Raw genomic sequence first — 18,363 nt, forward strand, 5'->3', positions numbered from 1 at the left:
GACTCGACAGCCTGCAGTGGGTACTCGGTTCCATCGTCTCGCAGATCGACAGCGTCCCAACCTGACCGACATCAAGCCACGCGCCGTCTCGATCGAGGAGACCGGCGCGACAGACCCTGCTATTCGTTTCGTTGTCTTGGCGCTGCTGGCCGTCGACGGGGTGCTCTCCGCTCTGGCCGGGGCGCTGCTCCTGCCCTCCTATATCGGCTCGGTGCCGTTTCCGATCAGCGCGTTGATCAGCGGGTTGGTCAACGCCGCCCTGGTGTGGGCCGCAAGCCGGTGGACCACCTCGCCCAGAATGGCCGCTCTGCCGTTGTGGACCTGGTTGCTCACTGTGGCAGTGGCAAGCCTGGGCGGTCCGGGCGGCGACATCATCCTGGGTGGCCAGGGCGTGATGGCGTACGCGGCGCTGGTGTTGATCGTGCTGGGCGTCGCGCCCCCGGTATGGGTGTTGCTGCGGCGACGGGGCCGTCCCTGAGTCGTTACGGCAAGAACGGCGGCAACGGGGGCAGCGGTGGCAGGAAGCTCCAGAACCAGTACCACTCCGTGTAAAGGAATTGATTGATCGACGCCGATGTCGCCGACAAGAAGTTGCTCAGGCCCTGGCTGAAGGAGATCGTTCCGGACAGCCAGTCAAGTGTGTTGAAAAGGCCGGCCTGCACCATGGGCTCGAACAGGTTGTACAGGAAGTTGATCTGCGGTGCCAGAATCCCGACGTAGGGCAACCAGCCCGCGGCGTAGGCGGCCAGGTTGAAGCCGTACTGAACGTACGGCTCGACGACGTTGTAGAAGTTCTCGATCGCGGTGGCCCACGACACGGGGATCACCGCCGCAGGCGCCGCCGCGGCGGCCAGGGGGCCCGCTAGTGCCCGGGTGGCCGTCAGGCCGGCGAGTCCGCCGGTTGGCGTCAGTCCCAGCACGCCGAGCAGGTTGCCGGCAGGCACACTCTGCAACGCACCCTGCACCTGGGTTGCCGCCCGGGCGGCCGCCGCAGCCAGATTCGGCGCCGCAGGCCCGACCAGTGGGTGGCCCAGCAATTGCTGCGCCGGCGCGTTGACCGCATCGGCCAGGGCCCGCGCAGCGCTGCTCTCGGCTCCGGCGTAGGACGCGGCACTCGAGCCGAGAGCCTGGACGAACTTCTCGTGGAACGCCGAGATCTGGGAGCTCAGCTGCTGGTATCCCTCAGCATGAGACGAGAATAGCGCCGCTACCTGCGCGGATACCTGATCCGCCGCGGCTGCCACCACGCCGGTGGTGGGCAGCGACGCCGCGGCGTTTGCCGAGCTGATCTCCGAGCCGATGCCCGCGATATTGGAGGCGGCGGCCTTCAGCGCCTCCGGATCCGCGTGCAGAAAGGACATCGCACTCACCCCCTACTCGATACCAGGTCGGCAAGGCCCGGCGATGCTATCGCCGGGCGGGACAGGCACCGATTTTATCCCGATCGTCGCCGCTAATTGCCCCAGTTGGCCAAATGGACCCGCTGGTGCGGCATGCTGGTCAGTCGCGTGCCGGCGGTCGCCTGCCGCTACTGTTGCGAAGTGGGACCGGGGACTGCCCGGGCTCTCACGGCATGGAACGTTCTCACAGGGTGGGACGGGCGGATGAAATCAGTGAGTGGGGAAGTTACACCAACGTGCCAGTAACACCGGGGCCATTGGAGCCGACGGTCTTGCCCAGTCCCGTCGTGCCACCCAGAGTCAGTAGCTCGGCGTTGCGCCGGGTGCTGCGCCGGGCCCGGGACGGTGTCGTCCTCAACATCGACGAAGCCGCCATCGCGATGACGGCGCGCGGCGAGGATCTGGCCGACCTGTGTGCCAGCGCGGCGCGCGTCCGGGACGCGGGCCTGGAATCTGCCGGGCGTCGCGGTGGGGGCGGCCGGCTGCCGATCAGCTACTCGCGCAAGGTCTTCCTCCCGATCACTCACCTGTGCCGGGACACCTGCCACTACTGCACGTTCGTCACCGTTCCGGGCAAGCTGCGGGCCCAGGGCATGGGCATGTACATGGAGCCCGACGAGATCCTCGACGTCGCGCGCCGCGGTGCCGAGCTCGGTTGCAAGGAAGCGTTATTCACGCTCGGCGACCGGCCCGAGGACCGCTGGCCGCAAGCGCGCGAATGGCTCGACGAGCGCGGCTACGACTCGACCCTGTCCTACGTGCGGGCCATGGCGATCCGGGTACTCGAAGAAACCGGTCTGCTGCCGCATCTGAACCCGGGGGTCATGACCTGGTCGGAGATGTCGCGGCTCAAGCCGGTGGCGCCGTCGATGGGCATGATGCTGGAAACGACGTCGCGCAGGCTGTTCGAGACCAAGGGTCTGGCGCACTACGGCAGTCCCGACAAGGACCCGGCGGTTCGGCTGCGCGCGTTGACCGATGCCGGCCGGCTGTCCATTCCGTTCACCACCGGGCTGTTGGTGGGTATCGGTGAGACGCTGGCGGAGCGAGCCGATACGTTGCACGCGATTCGCAAGTCGCACAAGGAGTTCGGCCATATTCAGGAAGTGATAGTGCAAAACTTCCGGGCCAAGGAGCACACCGCCATGGCGGACGTCCCGGATGCCGGCATCGAGGATTATCTCGCGACGGTGGCGGTGGCCCGGCTGGTGCTGGGGCCAGGAATGCGAATCCAGGCACCACCGAACCTGGTGTCGCGCGACGAATGCCTGGCGCTGGTCGCGGCCGGGGTGGACGACTGGGGTGGGGTTTCGCCGCTGACGCCCGATCACGTCAACCCCGAACGTCCCTGGCCGGCGCTGGACGACCTGGCCGCCGTCACCGCGGAGGCCGGGTACGACTTGGTGCAGCGATTGACCGCGCAGCCCAGATACGTGCTGGCGGGCGCTGCATGGATCGATCCACGGGTGCGCGGACATGTTGTGGCACTTGCCGATCCGGACACCGGTTTCGCCCGCGACGTCAATCCGGTCGGCGCACCGTGGCAGGAGCCCGACGAGGTGGCTTCTTCGGGCCGGGTGGACCTGGGCGCAGCGATCGACACCGAAGGCCGCAACACCGAAACACGCAGCGATCTCGACAGCGCCTTCGGCGACTGGGAATCCATTCGTTCCCGCGTCCACGAGCTGGCCTCGCGCGCGCCGGAACGCATTGACACCGATGTGCTGGCCGCGCTGCGCTCGGCGGAACGCGACCCGGGCGGCTGCGCCGACGACGAATACCTCGCCCTGGCCACCGCCACCGGGCCTGCGCTGGAAGCCGTTGCTGCACTTGCTGATTCGCTGCGCCGCGAAGTGGTCGGCGACGACGTCACCTATGTCGTGAACCGCAACATCAACTTCACCAACATCTGCTACACCGGCTGCCGGTTCTGTGCCTTCGCCCAACGCAAGGGGGACGCCGACGCCTACTCCTTGTCGGCGCAGGAAGTCGCCGACCGCGCCTGGGAGGCGCACGTGGCCGGGGCCACCGAGATCTGCATGCAGGGCGGCATCGACCCCGAGTTGCCGGTCACCGGCTACGCCGATCTGGTGCGCGCGGTCAAGGCGCGGGTGCCGTCGATGCACGTGCACGCGTTCTCCCCGATGGAGATCGCCAACGGCGTCACCAAGAGCGGGCTGAGCATTCGCGAGTGGTTGACCGGGCTGCGCGAGGCCGGCCTGGACACCATCCCGGGCACCGCAGCGGAGATCCTGGACGACGAGGTGCGGTGGGTGCTCACCAAGGGCAAGCTGCCGACGTCGCTGTGGGTGGAGATCGTGACCACCGCGCACGAGGTGGGCCTGCGCTCGTCGTCGACGATGATGTACGGCCACGTCGACACCCCGAAGCACTGGGTGGGGCATCTGAACGTGCTGCGTGACATCCAGGACCGCACGGGCGGGTTCACCGAGTTCGTACCGCTGCCGTTCGTGCACCAGAATTCGCCGCTTTATCTGGCCGGTGCCGCACGGCCGGGGCCGACCCATCGCGACAATCGCGCGGTGCACGCATTGGCACGGATCATGCTGCACGGGCGCATCGCCCACATTCAGACCAGCTGGGTCAAGCTCGGAGTGCAACGCACCCAGGTGATGCTCAACGGCGGTGCCAACGACTTGGGCGGCACGTTGATGGAGGAAACGATCTCGCGGATGGCCGGTTCTGAACACGGCTCGGCGAAGTCGGCGGCCGAGCTGGCCGCCATCGCGGAGGGAATCGGGCGGCCGGCGCGCCAGCGCACCACGACATATGCGGCGTTGGTTGCCTAGTCCCCGCGTCATGCCCCGCGCGATTTCCTGCTCCGGGGACGTCGTCCAAGTGACCCGTCGCGGATCTGTAGCCCCGTCAGTCCGGAAACCGCGGGCCGGGTCCACCGGCTGCTACTGAGCGGGCACAAAAGACCGCGAGCGCAACACCGGCGCTACCCCGGAGGGCAGCGCCGCGGCGTTACGCTCGCGGGTCGAACTCAGTAGTTGTTGCAGACGCCGGCGACTTCACCGACAACGCCGATGTACTGCGCAGCCCCAGGCATAGCCTGCAGCTGGGCTGCCATCTGCGCCCGCGCGGGCGGCGGCGAAGCCAGGAACCGCTGCAGGTAGCTCTGCGCGATCGGCGACGAGTTGAACTGCGCGGCCGCACCCGGGTTGGTTGCGTTCAGCGCGGCGATCACCTGCGGGTATGTGCAGGTGGTGTTGACGACTCCGTCGAACGGATCTGCCGAGGCGACACCGGCTCCCAAACCCAACGACACGGCGGCGGCGCCGGCGGCGACACCCATTCCGATAAACGACAGCCTCATATTGTGGACACCTTCCCCAACTATTGCACCGTTACCTTCAACGGCGACGACATCTGCCCAGCGGTTGCCGTCTCCGGTCAAGGCTACCAGGCCCCCTGGACTTGCTCCTACGCAAATTGATATCGCACGGCAGTGTGCGGATGTAACTATTCCCTGGTCAGAAGCGTGTAAACCGCGGTTTCGCGGTGAGCGAAATCGAGGGACCGGGTACCGCTCACAACCGGGACGCCAATTCGGTGCCCTGCCTGATGGCGCGCTTGGCATCCAGTTCGGCGGCCAGCGCGGCGCCGCCGATGACGTGCGCTGCCACCCCGATGCGGTGTAAATCCTTTTCCAGGTCGCGCACCGACTCCTGTCCGGCGCACAGCACCACGTTGTCCACCGGTAGTAGCCGGGGCCGGTCCCTACCGATGCGGATGTGCAGCCCGTCGTCGCTGATGCGTTCGTAACTGACCCCGGAGAATTGGCGGACTCCCTTGGCTCGCAGCGATGCTCGGTGCACCCAGCCGCTGGTCTTGCCCAGCCGGGTGCCCTGGGGGCCCGTGCTGCGCTGCAAGAGGTACACCTCCCGCGCCGGCGGTGCCGGCAGCGCCGTGGTCAGGCACCCGCGCGCCGAGTGTGCTGCGGTGGGGTCGAGTACGCCCCATTCGGCTCGCCACTCTTTGACGTCCAGAGTCGGCGACTGATCGGTGACCAACAATTCGCTGACGTCGAACCCGATGCCGCCTGCCCCGATCACCGCGACGGATCTGCCGACCGTCCCGACCCCGGTGATCGCCTGGGCGTAGGTCAGTACCTTGGGGTGCTCGACGCCCGGGATGCGGGGGAGGCGCGGCGCGACGCCGGTGGCCAGTACGACATCGTCGTATCCGGTGAGGTCGGTGGCGGCGACCCGGGTGCCGAGCCGGACGTCGACGCCGTGTTTGGCGAGCATCGCCGAGTAGTAACGGATGGTTTCGCTGAACTCCTCCTTGCCGGGGATCCGGCGGGCGAGGTCGAACTGGCCGCCGATGAAATCGTTGCCGTCGAAAAGCGTGACCTGGTGTCCGCGCTGGGCGGCGCCGACGGCCGCGGCAAGCCCGGCCGGACCCGCGCCCACGACGGCCACCGAGTGCGCCCGCCGCGTCGGCGACAGCGTCAAGGTGGTCTCGTGCCCGGCCCGGGGATTGAGCAGACACGACACCGTCTTCTTCGCGAAAGCGTGGTCCAGGCAGGCCTGGTTGCAGGCGATGCAGGTGTTGATCTCGTTCGTCCGCTCGGTCTGCGCCTTGAGCACCCAGTCCGGGTCGCTCAACAACGGGCGGGCCATCGAGATCAGCTGTACCGGCGTCTCCGCGAGGATTCGCTCCGCGGCCTGCGGCATGTTGATCCGGTTGGATGCCATGACCGGAATGCCGACGTGCCCGGCCAGGGTGCCGCTGATGTCGACGAAGCCACTGTTGGGCACCGAGGTGACGATCGTCGGAATCCGCGCTTCATGCCAGCCGAAGCCGGAGTTGATGATGGTTGCTCCGGCGGTCTCCACTTCCGTTGCCAGCGCCACGATTTCGTCCCAGGTTTGACCGTCTTCGACGTAGTCGGCCATCGACATCCGGTAGCAGATGACGAAGTCGGGCCCGACCGCGGCGCGGGTGCGGCGCACGATTTCGACCGGGAACCGGCGCCGATTGGCCGGTGTGCCACCCCACGAGTCGGCGCGTTTGTTGGTGCGCGGCGCCAGGAACTGATTGATCAGATAGCCTTCGCTGCCCATGATCTCGACGCCGTCGTAGCCCGCGTCGGCGGCCAACTGTGCGCAGCGGACGAAATCGGAGATGGTCGACTCGACACCGCGCCCACTGAGAGCCCGAGGCCGAAAAGGGTTGATGGGCGCCTTGATTGACGATGCACCGACCGAAAGCGGGTGGTAGGCGTAGCGCCCGGCGTGCAGGATCTGCAGCAGTATCTTGGCGCCCTCGTCGTGTACCGCACGGGTTATCTGCCGATGGCGCCGGGCTTCGGCCGGGGAGACCAGCTGTGCGGCGAACGGCAGCAGCCATCCGGTGCGGTTGGGTGCGTAGCCGCCGGTGATGATGAGTCCGACGCCGCCGCGGGCCCGTTCGGCGAAGTACTCCGCGAGCCGGTCGGTGTGGCCGGCGCGGTCTTCCAGCCCGGTGTGCATGGAACCCATGACGACCCGGTTGCGCAGGGTCGTGCAGCCAAGGTCCAACGGAGACAACAGGTTCGGGTACGACGTCATGACTTCTCTCGCAGTGCTAGGGCCACCTCGTCGAGCCACTCGACGGCGCTTTCCTCGGCGCGGATGCCGCCGCGCAGGACGAGGTACTGGTGCAACGCGGCATCGCGCAACACAGACGGGTCGGGGAAGCCGCGCCGCTGCAGTGAGCGGTAGGTGTCCAGTGACGCGGCGCGCTCCGCACGCAGGGCGTCGACCTGGGCCCGCACGGCGTCGATGTCGCCGTAGACCGCTCCTCGCAGCTTCACCGCGATGTCGCGGGTGCCGTTGTCGCTCAACGCGGTACCGCGGCCGGGCCGGGGCCGTCGCAGTGGCTCTGCGATCCAGCGCGCCAATTCTTGGCGGCCGCAGGCGGAGACGGTGTAGACCCTTTTGTCGGGGCGGCCGTGCTGAGCCACCGTGGTGGCCCGGACCCAGTCCTTGTCCTCCATGGCGCGCAGTGTCCGGTAGATCTGCTGGTGCGTTGCGTTCCAGAAATAGCCGATCGAGCGATCGAAGCGGCGAGCCAACTCGTAGCCGGAACCGGCCTGTTCGCACAGCGAGACCAGGATCGCGTGAGGCAGTGCCACCCGCGAAACGTTAGGTGCGGCGGCCGCTACTATGCAACTGAGTTCATAGGGTGGGCCGACCCTCGGGCGTGCCAATTGCCCGACTTGTATCTGCAACGTTTAGTATCAGTAACCGAACGCTCACCTTAGAAGCCCCTGGGGTGACGCGACCTGCAGCCCGTTCATGGAGGACACGTTGAGGAGACGTCCGTGACGTACACGATTTCCCAGCCTTGCGTCGACATCAAGGACAAGGCTTGCATCGAAGAGTGCCCGGTGGACTGTATCTACGAGGGTGCCCGGATGCTGTACATCCACCCCGACGAATGCGTCGACTGTGGAGCATGTGAACCGGTCTGCCCCGTCGAAGCGATCTACTACGAAGACGACGTGCCCGACCAGTGGAGCCAGTACACCCAGATCAACGCCGACTTCTTCGTCGAGTTGGGGTCGCCGGGTGGCGCGGCGAAGGTCGGCCTGACCGAGAACGACCCGCAAGTGGTCAAGGACCTGCCGCCGCAGGGCGAGGACGACTGAGCGCGCCACAGCAACGCCGGGTGTCGGCGACGCTGCCGGAGTTTCCGTGGGACACTCTGGCCGCGGCCAAAGCCATGGCCGCGTCCCATCCGGACGGCATCGTCGACCTGTCGGTGGGCACCCCGGTGGACCCGGTCGCGCCGCTGATCCGGGAAGCCCTGGCGGCGGCCAGTTCGGCGCCGGGCTACCCCGCCACCGCGGGGACCACGCCGTTGCGCGAGTCTGCCGTCGCGGCACTGGCCCGCCGATTCGGCGTCACCGGCCTCTCCGAGGCGGCGGTTCTTCCGGTGATCGGCACCAAGGAATTGATCGCCTGGTTGCCGACCCTGCTGGGGCTGGGCGGCGCCGACGTCGTCGTCGTGCCGGAACTGGCTTATCCCACCTACGACGTGGGTGCGCGACTCGCCGGGACACAGATCGTGCGGGCGGATTCGCTGACCCAGCTCGGCCCCCAGTCCCCGGCGCTGATCTACCTCAATTCGCCGAGCAATCCCACGGGCCGCGTCCTGGGCCTCGACCACCTGCGCAAGGTGGTGGATTGGGCTCGCGAGCGGGGCGTGCTGGTGGCCTCCGACGAGTGCTATCTGGGGTTGGCCTGGGAGGCCGAGCCGCTCTCAGTACTGCACCCCTCGGTGTGCGAAGGCGATCACACCGGGTTGCTGGCCATCCATTCGCTGTCGAAGAGCTCCTCGCTGGCGGGTTATCGGGCGGGCTTCGTCGCCGGGGACAGCGATCTGGTCGCCGAACTGCTGGCCGTGCGCAAGCACGCCGGGATGATCGTGCCGACCCCGGTGCAGGCCGCCATGGTGGCCGCACTCGACGACGACGAGCACGAGAAGGTGCAGCGGGAACGGTATGCGCAACGCCGCGCCGTGCTGCTGCCGGCGCTGCTGGCCGCCGGATTCTCGGTGGATCATTCGGAGGCGGGTCTGTATTTGTGGGCCAGCCGTGGCCAGGGCTGCCGGGACACCGTCGGGTGGCTCGCCGAACGCGGCATCCTGGTGGCGCCCGGTGATTTCTACGGCCCCGGCGGCGCCCGGCACGTCCGCGTCGCGCTGACCGCCACCGACGAGCGAATCAACGCCGCCGCCGCCCGCCTGAGCTAGCCTTCTTACCGCGAGCAGACGCGAAATCGCGTCAATTGCGCCGTATTTGTGCGATTTTGTGTCTGCTCGCCAGTGATGAGGGGGTGCAGGTTGGCGAGTCCGGCGGGCAAGTCGGTGAGCAGGTTGCGGATCCCGCTGACCCTCGGCGATGTCCTCAAACGGGTGTTTCTGGGCAAGCCGTTGATCACCGAGCAGCTGGCCGGCGAGCGGTTATCCAACGGCGTGGCCCTCGGTGCCCTGTCACCGGACGCCATCTCGTCGACCGCCTACGGCCCGGAACAGATCCTGATCGAATTGCTGCCCAACGCCGGGCTGGCGGCGTTCGCGCTGTTGCTGCCCGTGACCGGGGTCATCCTGCTGATCCTCCTGTTGGTTGCGGCGTCCTACCGACAGGTGGTGATGGCCTACACCCGGGCGGGCGGCTCCTACATCGTGGCGCGCGACAACTTCGGGCCCCGGGTCGCGCAGATCGCCGCGGCGGCGCTGTTGATCGACTATGTGGTGACCGTGGCGGTGCAGTCGGCGGCCGGAACGGTGGCCGTGGTCTCGGCGCTTCCCGCGCTGGGACCGTACAGCCTGGAGATCACGGTCGGCGTGGTGATCCTGATCTGCTATCTGAACCTGCGCGGAATGCGGGAAGCCGGAACGCCTTTCGCGGCGGCGACCTATTTCTTCATCGTCATGGTCGCCAGCACCATCGTGGTCGGCGTTGTCCGCCACCTGTTCTGGGGTTTGCCGGTGTACGACCCCGGGCAACTGCCCGGGACGGTGCCGGTGCATCAGGGCAACGGCCTGGTGATGGGCGCGACGATTCTGGTGTTGTTGCGTGCCTTCGCCAACGGCGGTTCGTCGCTGACGGGCGTGGAGGCCATTTCCAACACCGTTGATCTGTTCCAGAAACCGCAGGGCCGCAACGCGCGCCGAGTGCTGACCGCGATGGCGTGCATCCTCGGTTTCCTGTTGGCCGGTGTCGCGTATCTCGCGTACGCCACCCACGCCACGCCGTACCTGACCGAATATCCCTCGGTGCTGTCCCAGATCGGTCGTGCGGTCTTCGGCAACGGCGTCATCGGGAACGTCTTCTTCTTCCTGGTGCAGGCGTCCACCGCGGCAATTCTGTACACGGGCGCCAACACCAGCTTCAACGGCTTCCCCGCGCTGGCCAGTTTCGTGGCCGAAGATCGTTTTCTGCCAAGGCAATTGATGAAGCGTGGGCATCGCCTGGTGTTCTCCAACGGCATCATCGCGCTCACCGCGCTGTCGGTGGTGCTCTTGGTGACCACCGGCGGTTCGGTCAGCGCGCTGGTGCCGTTCTATGCGATAGGCGTGTTCACCGGTTTCTCCATGGCCGGTTATGGGATGACCAAACATCACCTGACACACCGGGAACCGGGCTGGCGGCACCGGCTGGCGATCAACCTCTCGGCGGGCATCCTGTCGACGATCGTGGTGGGCATCTTCGCGGTGGCCAAATTCACCGAAGGCGCCTGGCTGGTGGTCGTGGTCTTTCCGCTGCTGGTGTTCATGCTGATCCGGCTCAACCGCGAATACCGGGCTGAGGCAGCCATTCTCGAGATGTTCCGCGCCGATCGCCCGGAAATGGTGAGGTATGCCCGGCACCGGGTGTACATCTTCGTGAACTCGGTCGACCTCGCGGTGATCGAAGGACTGCGCTACGGCAAGGGATTACGGGCCGACGAGTTGATCGCGGTGCACTTCATGGTCGACGCGGCCCACGCCGCACACCTTCGAAAGCGCTGGGATGAGTTCGGTCTCGACACGCGGCTGCGCATCGTGGACTGCCCGGATCGGCGGATCAACCGGGCCGCCCAGCTGCTGGTCGCCAAAACGAGCAAGGAGCATCCGGACACCAACGTGACGGTGCTGCTGCCGCGCCGGACCTACGCGCCGCTGCTGGGACGGCTGCTGCACGACCGCACCGCGGACAAGATCGCCCGCGCGGTGAGTCTCATCCCCGATGCCGCGGCCACCATCGTCCCCTACGACGTCGAATCCCGGATCAAGGAGGCCTACCCCGACCGCTTCGAGCAGCGGATCGCGCGACGGCTCGACAAGATCGAAGCCTGGGTCTCCCAGGGCGAGGACCGCAACGTCGAGGCTTACGAGCACCCCGAGCGGCCCGAATCGGTGATCACGGTGGCCGGACTGATACCCGGGCAACGGGCCTCCATCGAAGGCCGGGTCCGCGAGGTCGAGGACGTCAACGAACGCCGGCGCACCGTACGGCGGATCGTGCTCGGAGATGACACCGGAGATCTCACCGTCACGTTCCGTTCCGGTCACGGGGGCGCCGACATTCAGCCCGGGCAGGTGCTGCGCATCACCGGCAAGGCCCGGCAGACCGGGAACCGGCCGATCACCATGGTCGACCCCGCCTATGAGGTGCTGCAGCAGCCGCAGGAGACACACGACGCCGGCGGCGCCGGCGAGGCGGGGGAAACTGGTTGAGAGGGGTACACGGCGGGCAGTTAGGTTGGTTAAGGAGTATCGGGCCGGCGACGGCCGAGGTCGACGGGAGGGGAAGTCGATGAAGCGAATTGCGGCGGTAATCGTGTCTCTGGCTGGTGTGCTGTTCGCCGTGAACGGCTACCGCCCGGTCAGCAAGCGCGGCTACCTGGCAGGACATGCGTTCGGTTACGGCCTTTTCGCGACCGAGCTTCCTGTGCCGGCGCTCGCCGCGCAATTTGCCGCGCTTGCCGCGGTAACACCCCGGGTGCCGCCCCGCACGCGCCTGGTCAGCTGGCTGCTGGCGACGATATCCGGGCTGGGGCTACTCGGGCTGCACCGCAGCGGGCGGTCGGCGGACGAGGTGCTGACGTCGGCGCTGGACGAAGGATTGGGACCCGACCGGCGCACCGAGGCGGGCGACCTGTGGAAGCGGCCGGCCTCCGACGGCGCCACCGCCAAGAAACCCGGTCCGGCCCGCATGCTGCGCGTCTGGCGCCACTACGCCCACGACGTCGATATCAGCTACGGAGAATTCGGTTCGCGCAACCACCTCGACATCTGGCGGCGTCCTGACCTCGACCGCGGCGAACCGGCCCCGGTGCTGTTGCAGGTCCATGGCGGGGCCTGGATGGTCGGCAACAAGCGCGGGCAGGCACACCCGCTGATGAGCCATCTCGCGGAGCTCGGCTGGATCTGTGTGTCGGTCAACTACCGGCTCAGCCCGCGCTCGACCTGGCCCGACCAGATCGTCGACGTCAAGCGGGCGATCGCCTGGACGAAGCAGAACATCGCGGAGTACGGCGGCGATCCGGACTGGATTGCGATCACCGGCGGGTCGGCCGGGGGTCACCTGTCTTCCCTTGCGGCACTGACGCCCAATGAGCCGCGGTTCCAGATCGGCTTCGAAGAGGCGGACACGCGGGTGCAGGCGGCGATCCCGTTCTACGGGTTCTACGACTTCACCCGGGACGACGCGGTGCACCCGATGATGCCGGCCATGATGGGTAAGCGGGTATTCAAGCTGAGCCGCAACGAGATTGCCGAGCCCTTCCGTCTCGCCTCGCCGATCACCCACGTCTCCGAGGATGCGCCGCCGTTCTTCGTGCTGCACGGCACCAACGACTCGCTGATCCCGGTTGAGCAGGCGCGCAGTTTCACCAAGCGCCTGCGGGAGGTCAGCCGCAACCCGGTGGTGTATGCCGAGTTGCCCCGGGCGCAGCACGCTTTCGACATTTTCGGTTCGGCCCGGGCCGCGCACACCGCGGTGGCCGTGGAGCAGTTCCTGGCCGAGGTCTACGCCCGCGACCGGGTGGGGGTGTCCCGTGACGGACGGCGAGTCGGCTAGCTACGCGACCTGTCAGCCGTCGATGTGCATCGGTGGGTCGGTGAAGGCGAAGTCGCCGGAATTCTGGCCCGGGCCCATCGTGTCGCAGCGCTTGTCCGGCACCAGATACGAACTGGCTCCGTTCGGAACCAGGCGGGTGGTTGCCACGCACCGTTGCCAGGTGCCGTCGGGCTGGACGGGTCCGTCGCACTTGCTGAGATAGGGGCCGCCGTACAGGCAGCCGGCGCTGGCCGGCGGGGCCGAAGCGATCAGGCCCCCGGCCATCAGCATGACCGCCAGTCCTCCGACGATGCCGTACCTCATCATGGTTTCTCCCGTCGACGGCCCGGTTGGTTACCACCGACGTTACCGCTGATGAGGCGGTTTCTGGGGATTGTGTGTGCTAGCCGCCTACGCCCCAATGCAGCACGCGCGAGGTGAACAGCACCAGCCCCAGCGAGACCGAGGCTACGACCGTCAGACCGATCACGGCGACAACCAGTGGGCGCCAACCGGTCCGGGTGATCTGCCGGATGTCGGTGTTGAGCCCGACGCCGGCGAAGGTGAGCAGGAACGCCCACTTCGAGGCGTTTGCCAGGTTCGCCGTCTGGCCCTTGCTCAGCCAGCCCAGCGTCGCGACCGCCGACACAGCCAGGAAGCCCAGGACGAACTTCGGGAACTTGTCCCAGATGAACGCCGCCTTGGCCGACACGCCCGGGGCGATCTGGTCGGCCTCACCGCGCGCTGCCCAGAACAGCGCGAAACCCAGCACCACGAATCCGATCAGCGCGTTGCGGGTGGACTTGACCAGGACGGCGATCTTTCCGGCGTGGTCGGAATACAGGTACCCGGTGGCCGTGGTCTCGGCGGTGTTGTCCACCGAAAGACCGGCCCACAAGCCGAATTCGTTGTCGGTGAGCCCGATGGCGTGCCCGAGTGGCGGGAGGGTGAACAGGGCCACGGCACCGAGCGCCAGGATGGCGGCGATGGCATAGCTGACGTCGGAATTGCGGGCCCGGATCGCGCCTCTGGCGGCCACGATGGCCGACACCCCGCAGATCGAGGTGCCGATCGCGAGCAATGATCCCAGCTTGCCGGACAGTCCGAAGGCGCGGGCCGCGGCCAGAATGATCGTTCCCGCCACCAGCATGTCGACCAGGATCTGAACCAGGCTGGCGCCGCCCAGCTTGGCGATGTCCCCGAGCACGAAGCGGGAGCCGAGCAAGACAATGCCGATCTTGAGCCAGAATTCGTAGGTCGCCACGCCGGGGCGGAAGACCGGATGCAATCCGATGGTGTTGGCGATCAGCAGTCCGATCAGGATGGCCCACAACACATATTCGATGTCCGGCACGGTCCAGTGCTGGTGCCGGGCCAATGCGTTCCACCAGATCTGGGCGTACTTGCCCAGCACGCCGACGGCGATCAGCAGCAGTAGCCCAGGGATGTAGTCGAGCGGACGGGTGCCGGCGACGCCGGCTGACCTCTCCTCGGATTCGACGCGAGTCACCAGGGAATCCGGGGAAGCACGTCGGCGACCGCGAGCACCGCGACGATACCGGCCACCAGGGTGGCCCACCAATCGGCTGAAAGCCTCCGCCAGCTGCCGGCCTTGCTCATGCCGGAATTCTTGCGCGGCAACGCCCGTCGACCAAGTGATCGGATCGCGATGAGTTTCAGTGCTACCGCGGCGGCCGGGGACTCACCTCGTTGAGCAGGCTGATGACCTGAGCGGCCAGTTCGTCGATATCGGCGTTGGTGGTGTCCAGCACCAGGTCGGGATTCTCCGGCGGCTCGTAGGGCGCATCGACTCCGGTCAGGCCCTTGAGTTCGCCGCTGCGGGCCCGCGCGTACAGGCCTTTGGGGTCCCGTTTTTCGCACTCGGACAGCGAGGTGGCGACATGCACTTCCAGGAACGGAAGTTTGGCCGCTTCGCTGAGGGCACGGGCGGTCTCGCGGTCGGACTTCAGCGGCGACACCAGCGATGCCAGCGCCACCACGCCGGCGTCAGCCAACAGTCGCGTCAAATGTCCTACCCGCCTGATGTTCTCGGTCCGGTCGCCGGGGGAGAAGCCGAGGTCGTCGGACAGGCCGTGGCGCAGGTTGTCGCCGTCGAGCAGGTAGGCCACCCGGCCCGATTCGACCAGTGCGCGCTCGACGGCCACCGCGACGGTCGATTTGCCCGATGCCGGCAGGCCGGTGAACCAGATCGTCGCGCCCGGCTGGCCGGTGGCGGTCCAGCGGTGCTTGCGGTCCAGAGCCGAGGGGTGCCAACGGATGTCGGTGCGCTGATGGCTACCCGGCTTGACCTCGCGCGCCTCGACGATGGTCCCGGCGCCGACGGTGTCGTTGGTGGTCTCGTCGATCAGGATGAAGGCGCCGCTGTCCCGGTTCTCGTCGTAGGGATCGGCGATGATGACCGAGCTGGTGCGCAGCGTCACTGTGCCGATGTCGTTGAGTACCAACTCAACTGGACCGTCAAGCTCGTCGAGTGTCTCCGGGTCGAGTCGCGAGTGCAACTCCTGCACGGTCGCCCGCACGCTCTTGGTGGTCTGCTTGAGGGCCAGGCGGTCCCCGGCCCGCAGCGGGGAATCGACGAACCAGCACACGATCGCGTCAAGCTCACGAGCCAGCACCGGGGGCACCGCGTCTTCGGCCCCGCTGATGAAGACGTCACCCCGGCCCACATCGATATCGTCGGCGAGCTCGATCGAAACCGAAAGCGGTGCAACGGCTGTCGTTCGGTCGTCGTCGAGGGTGTCCAGGGCGATCACGGTGGAGCGGGTGCCGGCCGGCAGCGAGATCACCGGGTCGCCGACGCTCAGCGTCCCCGCGGCGAGCCGGCCGGTGTAGCGGCGGCGCACCTCCGCGGTGGGCCGCGACACCCACTGCACGGGCAGCCGCAGCCACGACGCCTCGGCCTGCGGGGCCACCAGTTCGACGTTCTCCAGATACTCCAGCAGGGTGGGCCCGGTGTACCACGTCGTGTTCTCCGAGCGATGTACGACGTTGTCGCCGAGCTTGGCGGCCAGCGGGATCACCGTCAGGTCGACCTCGCCGAGCCGCGCCGCGACGTGGCCCAGTTCTTCCTCGACTTTGGCGAAACCGTCCTGGTCGAAGTCGATGAGGTCGATCTTGTTCACCGCGGCGACGAAGTGCTTGATGCCCAGCAGTTTTGCGATGCGCGCATGTCTGCGGGTCTGACGCAGCACGCCGGCGCGCGCGTCGACCAGCAAGATCGCCACGTGCGCGTTGGAGGCACCCGTGAACATGTTGCGGGTGTAGCGCTCGTGGCCGGGGGTGTCGGCCAGGATGTAGCTGCGCTTCTCGGTGGAGAAGAAGCGGTAGGCGACGTCGATGGTGATGCCCTGCTCGCGCTCGGCTCGCAGACCGTCGGACAGCGCCGCGAGGTCGGCGATGCCCTCCTCGTCGGTGACCGCCTCCAGGTGATCCAGTGGCAGGCTGTCGGTGTCGTGCAGCAGCCTGCCGATCAACGTGCTCTTGCCGTCGTCCACCGATCCCGCGGTGGCGATGCGCAGCAATTGGCGCGTAACACCTTTGGTCGGTGCGAGCTGATCCTCGACGGTCATCAGAAGTATCCCTCTCGCTTGCGGTCTTCCATCGCGGCGGCCGACGTGCGGTCGTCGGCGCGGGTCTCGCCGCGCTCGGACACCGTGGCCGCCGAGATCTCGCTGATGACGCGGGTGATGTCGGTGGCCTCCGAACGCACCGCCCCGGTGATGGTCAGGTCGCCGACGGTGCGGTAGCGCACCCACTCCACCGCGGCCGTTTCGCCGTCCTGCGGGCTGGCATACTCCGACACCGCCAGCAGAATGCCGTCCCGCTGGAACACCTCGCGTTCATGGGCGTAGTAGATCGACGGTATCTCAAGGTTTTCCAGCTCGATGTAACGCCAGACGTCGAGCTCGGTCCAGTTGCTCAATGGGAACACCCGGACCTGCTCGCCCTTCTTGATCCGGCCGTTGTAGAGGGTCCAGGGCTCGGGGCGCTGGGCCCGCGGATCCCACTGGCCGAACTCGTCGCGGAAGCTCAGTATCCGCTCCTTGGCGCGGGCGCGTTCCTCATCGCGGCGGGCGCCGCCGAAAGCCGCGTCGAAACCGCCCTCTTCGAGCGCGTCGAGCAGCGTGCGGGTCTGGGCGCGGTTGCGCGAGGCGGTCGGCCCGGGGTCGGGCACGCGGCCCTTATCGATGGACTCCTGCACCGACGCGACGATCAGCTTGTGCCCCTGTCCGGTCACCCTGCGGTCGCGGAACTCGATCACCTCGGGGAAGTTGTGCCCGGTGTCCACGTGCATCACCGGGAAGGGCAGCGGCAGCGGCCGAAAAGCCTTTTCCGCCAATCGAAGTAGGACGATCGAGTCTTTGCCGGCCGAGAAGAGCAGGACCGGTCGCTCCAGCTCGGCGACGACTTCGCGGATGATGTGCACCGCCTCGGCTTCGAGTAGGCGCAGTTCGTCGACGTGAGTGGTGTCTATCGCTCGGGTCATCGGAGCCGCTCTTTCTCATCACTTCGTTCTGCGTCGTCGTCGGCTCGGGTCACGTTGGCAGTCCCTCTCTTTCGGCGTCCGCCCGGTAGCGGTCCACCCACTCGTCGGAGCGCTGGTCGGCCTGGCGTTGCAGCACCGGCTCGGGTGCCAGTCGCCGGTCCAGGCCGAGTTGCTCGAGGATGTCGCCAACCACTTCAGTCAGATTGCGCCACAGCACCGGATATGAGATCTCGATAGGTTTGACGTTCTCTTCGGCGAACCAGGCCTTCCAGCCCTCCTCCTGCGCCTGCAGCATTCTCACCACGTGCGCGATGGCGCCGGCGTGGTAGGTGGCTCGTGCGTCGCGCACCGGGTCCGGCCTACCTCGCCACACCCGGGTCTGCACCGCCCGCCAGAACGACACGGCCTGCGACACCACGTCGGGCCGGTGGATATGGATCAGCAGCGGATCCTCGCCGACCACGTCCCGGATCGCGGCCAGCAGTCCTTCGCCGGACCGCTCTTTGAGACCCGAGACCCGGTCCAGCAGCAGCGGGGTCTGATTCCACATCAGCTTGCCGCCCCACACCCCGTTGGGTGTGCGGCCGACGGTGCGGATGTAGTCACGCCAGATCTCGGCCGGCGCGAGGTCGGGCTTGCCCTCGTCCAGCGGGTCCAACAGCTTCAGGATCGACTCGTCCTCGACGCCGGCGAACCACTCACGCGGTTGCGGGGACTGGCTGGTGGTAGGCAGGTATTGGAAGAACTCTTGGGGCTCGCCGGCCACACCGGTCGCACGCAGCGATTCGACCAGCAGGGTGCTGCCGCTGCGCTGGGATGCCAGCACCAGATACGACGACGGATGATCGGCCACCCACGAAGCCTAACCGCACGGAAATGTGGTGCAACACTTGCGG

At 67.3% G+C, this 18,363-nt stretch carries 15 protein-coding genes; 6 read left to right on the forward strand and 9 right to left on the reverse strand.

All coding sequences use genetic code 11. The features are described 5' to 3' along the window. The first annotated feature begins 16 nt into the window (after nucleotides 1-16). Nucleotides 17-478, forward strand: coding sequence for a hypothetical protein (locus tag AO501_RS12080; protein ID WP_055577952.1), 462 nt, complete (start codon nucleotides 17-19; stop codon nucleotides 476-478). Nucleotides 479-482: 4 nt separating this feature from the next. On the opposite strand, the gene AO501_RS40180 is transcribed toward AO501_RS12080, so the two are convergent. Beyond that, nucleotides 483-1,361 carry a PE family protein gene (locus AO501_RS40180; protein ID WP_055577953.1) on the reverse strand — a complete coding sequence of 293 codons (879 nt, stop codon included), beginning with the start codon at nucleotides 1,359-1,361 and terminating at the stop codon, nucleotides 483-485. Between the two features lie 275 nt (nucleotides 1,362-1,636). Between AO501_RS40180 and AO501_RS12090 the strand changes: the two genes are divergently transcribed. Continuing rightward, entirely contained in the window at nucleotides 1,637-4,210 is a 2,574-nt protein-coding gene (locus tag AO501_RS12090; RefSeq protein WP_055578008.1) for a bifunctional FO biosynthesis protein CofGH, read from the forward strand. A gap of 197 nt (nucleotides 4,211-4,407) precedes the next feature. Here the strand turns inward: AO501_RS12090 and AO501_RS12095 are convergent, their stop codons facing one another. The 3 genes from AO501_RS12095 to AO501_RS12105 form a co-directional block, all read right to left on the reverse strand. After that, complete coding sequence (locus AO501_RS12095) at nucleotides 4,408-4,740, reverse strand: hemophore-related protein (RefSeq protein ID WP_055577954.1); 333 nt, start codon at nucleotides 4,738-4,740, stop codon at nucleotides 4,408-4,410. Between the two features lie 214 nt (nucleotides 4,741-4,954). Then, nucleotides 4,955-6,979 carry an NADPH-dependent 2,4-dienoyl-CoA reductase gene (locus tag AO501_RS12100; RefSeq protein ID WP_055577955.1) on the reverse strand — a complete coding sequence of 675 codons (2,025 nt, stop codon included), beginning with the start codon at nucleotides 6,977-6,979 and terminating at the stop codon, nucleotides 4,955-4,957. Further along, on the reverse strand, nucleotides 6,976-7,545 hold the full coding sequence (locus tag AO501_RS12105) for a PadR family transcriptional regulator (protein WP_055577956.1): 570 nt from the start codon (nucleotides 7,543-7,545) through the stop codon (nucleotides 6,976-6,978). The genes AO501_RS12100 and AO501_RS12105 overlap by 4 nt, the downstream gene beginning before the upstream one ends. A 189-nt stretch (nucleotides 7,546-7,734) precedes the next feature. Between AO501_RS12105 and fdxA the strand changes: the two genes are divergently transcribed. From fdxA to AO501_RS12125, 4 genes are all read left to right on the forward strand, one after another. Continuing rightward, nucleotides 7,735-8,061: a ferredoxin gene (gene fdxA, locus AO501_RS12110; RefSeq protein WP_055577957.1), complete on the forward strand. Its 327-nt coding sequence runs from the start codon at nucleotides 7,735-7,737 to the stop codon at nucleotides 8,059-8,061. 20 nt (nucleotides 8,062-8,081) lie between these two features. Beyond that, on the forward strand, nucleotides 8,082-9,167 hold the full coding sequence (dapC, locus tag AO501_RS12115) for a succinyldiaminopimelate transaminase (RefSeq protein ID WP_055577958.1): 1,086 nt from the start codon (nucleotides 8,082-8,084) through the stop codon (nucleotides 9,165-9,167). Between the two features lie 75 nt (nucleotides 9,168-9,242). Next, nucleotides 9,243-11,636 carry an APC family permease gene (locus AO501_RS12120; RefSeq protein WP_055577959.1) on the forward strand — a complete coding sequence of 798 codons (2,394 nt, stop codon included), beginning with the start codon at nucleotides 9,243-9,245 and terminating at the stop codon, nucleotides 11,634-11,636. Nucleotides 11,637-11,715: 79 nt separating this feature from the next. Further along, nucleotides 11,716-12,981 (forward strand): alpha/beta hydrolase, encoded by a 1,266-nt coding sequence (locus AO501_RS12125; protein WP_055577960.1) that lies wholly within the window; start codon nucleotides 11,716-11,718, stop codon nucleotides 12,979-12,981. A 12-nt stretch (nucleotides 12,982-12,993) separates the two neighbouring features. Here the strand turns inward: AO501_RS12125 and AO501_RS12130 are convergent, their stop codons facing one another. The 5 genes from AO501_RS12130 to stf0 all read right to left on the reverse strand — a co-directional run bounded on the left by AO501_RS12130 (nucleotide 12,994) and on the right by stf0 (nucleotide 18,320). After that, nucleotides 12,994-13,284 carry a CDGP domain-containing protein gene (locus AO501_RS12130; protein WP_055577961.1) on the reverse strand — a complete coding sequence of 97 codons (291 nt, stop codon included), beginning with the start codon at nucleotides 13,282-13,284 and terminating at the stop codon, nucleotides 12,994-12,996. A gap of 79 nt (nucleotides 13,285-13,363) precedes the next feature. Then, nucleotides 13,364-14,473 carry a YeiH family protein gene (locus AO501_RS12135; protein ID WP_055578009.1) on the reverse strand — a complete coding sequence of 370 codons (1,110 nt, stop codon included), beginning with the start codon at nucleotides 14,471-14,473 and terminating at the stop codon, nucleotides 13,364-13,366. Between the two features lie 169 nt (nucleotides 14,474-14,642). Next, entirely contained in the window at nucleotides 14,643-16,550 is a 1,908-nt protein-coding gene (cysC, locus tag AO501_RS12140; RefSeq protein WP_055577962.1) for an adenylyl-sulfate kinase, read from the reverse strand. Next, nucleotides 16,550-17,467 (reverse strand): sulfate adenylyltransferase subunit CysD, encoded by a 918-nt coding sequence (gene cysD, locus AO501_RS12145; protein ID WP_055577963.1) that lies wholly within the window; start codon nucleotides 17,465-17,467, stop codon nucleotides 16,550-16,552. The genes cysC and cysD overlap by 1 nt, the downstream gene beginning before the upstream one ends. Before the next feature lie 49 nt (nucleotides 17,468-17,516). Further along, a complete protein-coding gene (stf0, locus tag AO501_RS12150; RefSeq protein ID WP_055577964.1) occupies nucleotides 17,517-18,320 on the reverse strand; it encodes a trehalose 2-sulfotransferase in 804 nt (267 codons plus the stop codon). Nucleotides 18,321-18,363 lie beyond the last annotated feature (43 nt).

Source organism: Mycobacterium gordonae, assembly GCF_001417955.2.
Taxonomy (GTDB): Bacteria; Actinomycetota; Actinomycetes; order Mycobacteriales; family Mycobacteriaceae; genus Mycobacterium; species Mycobacterium gordonae_B.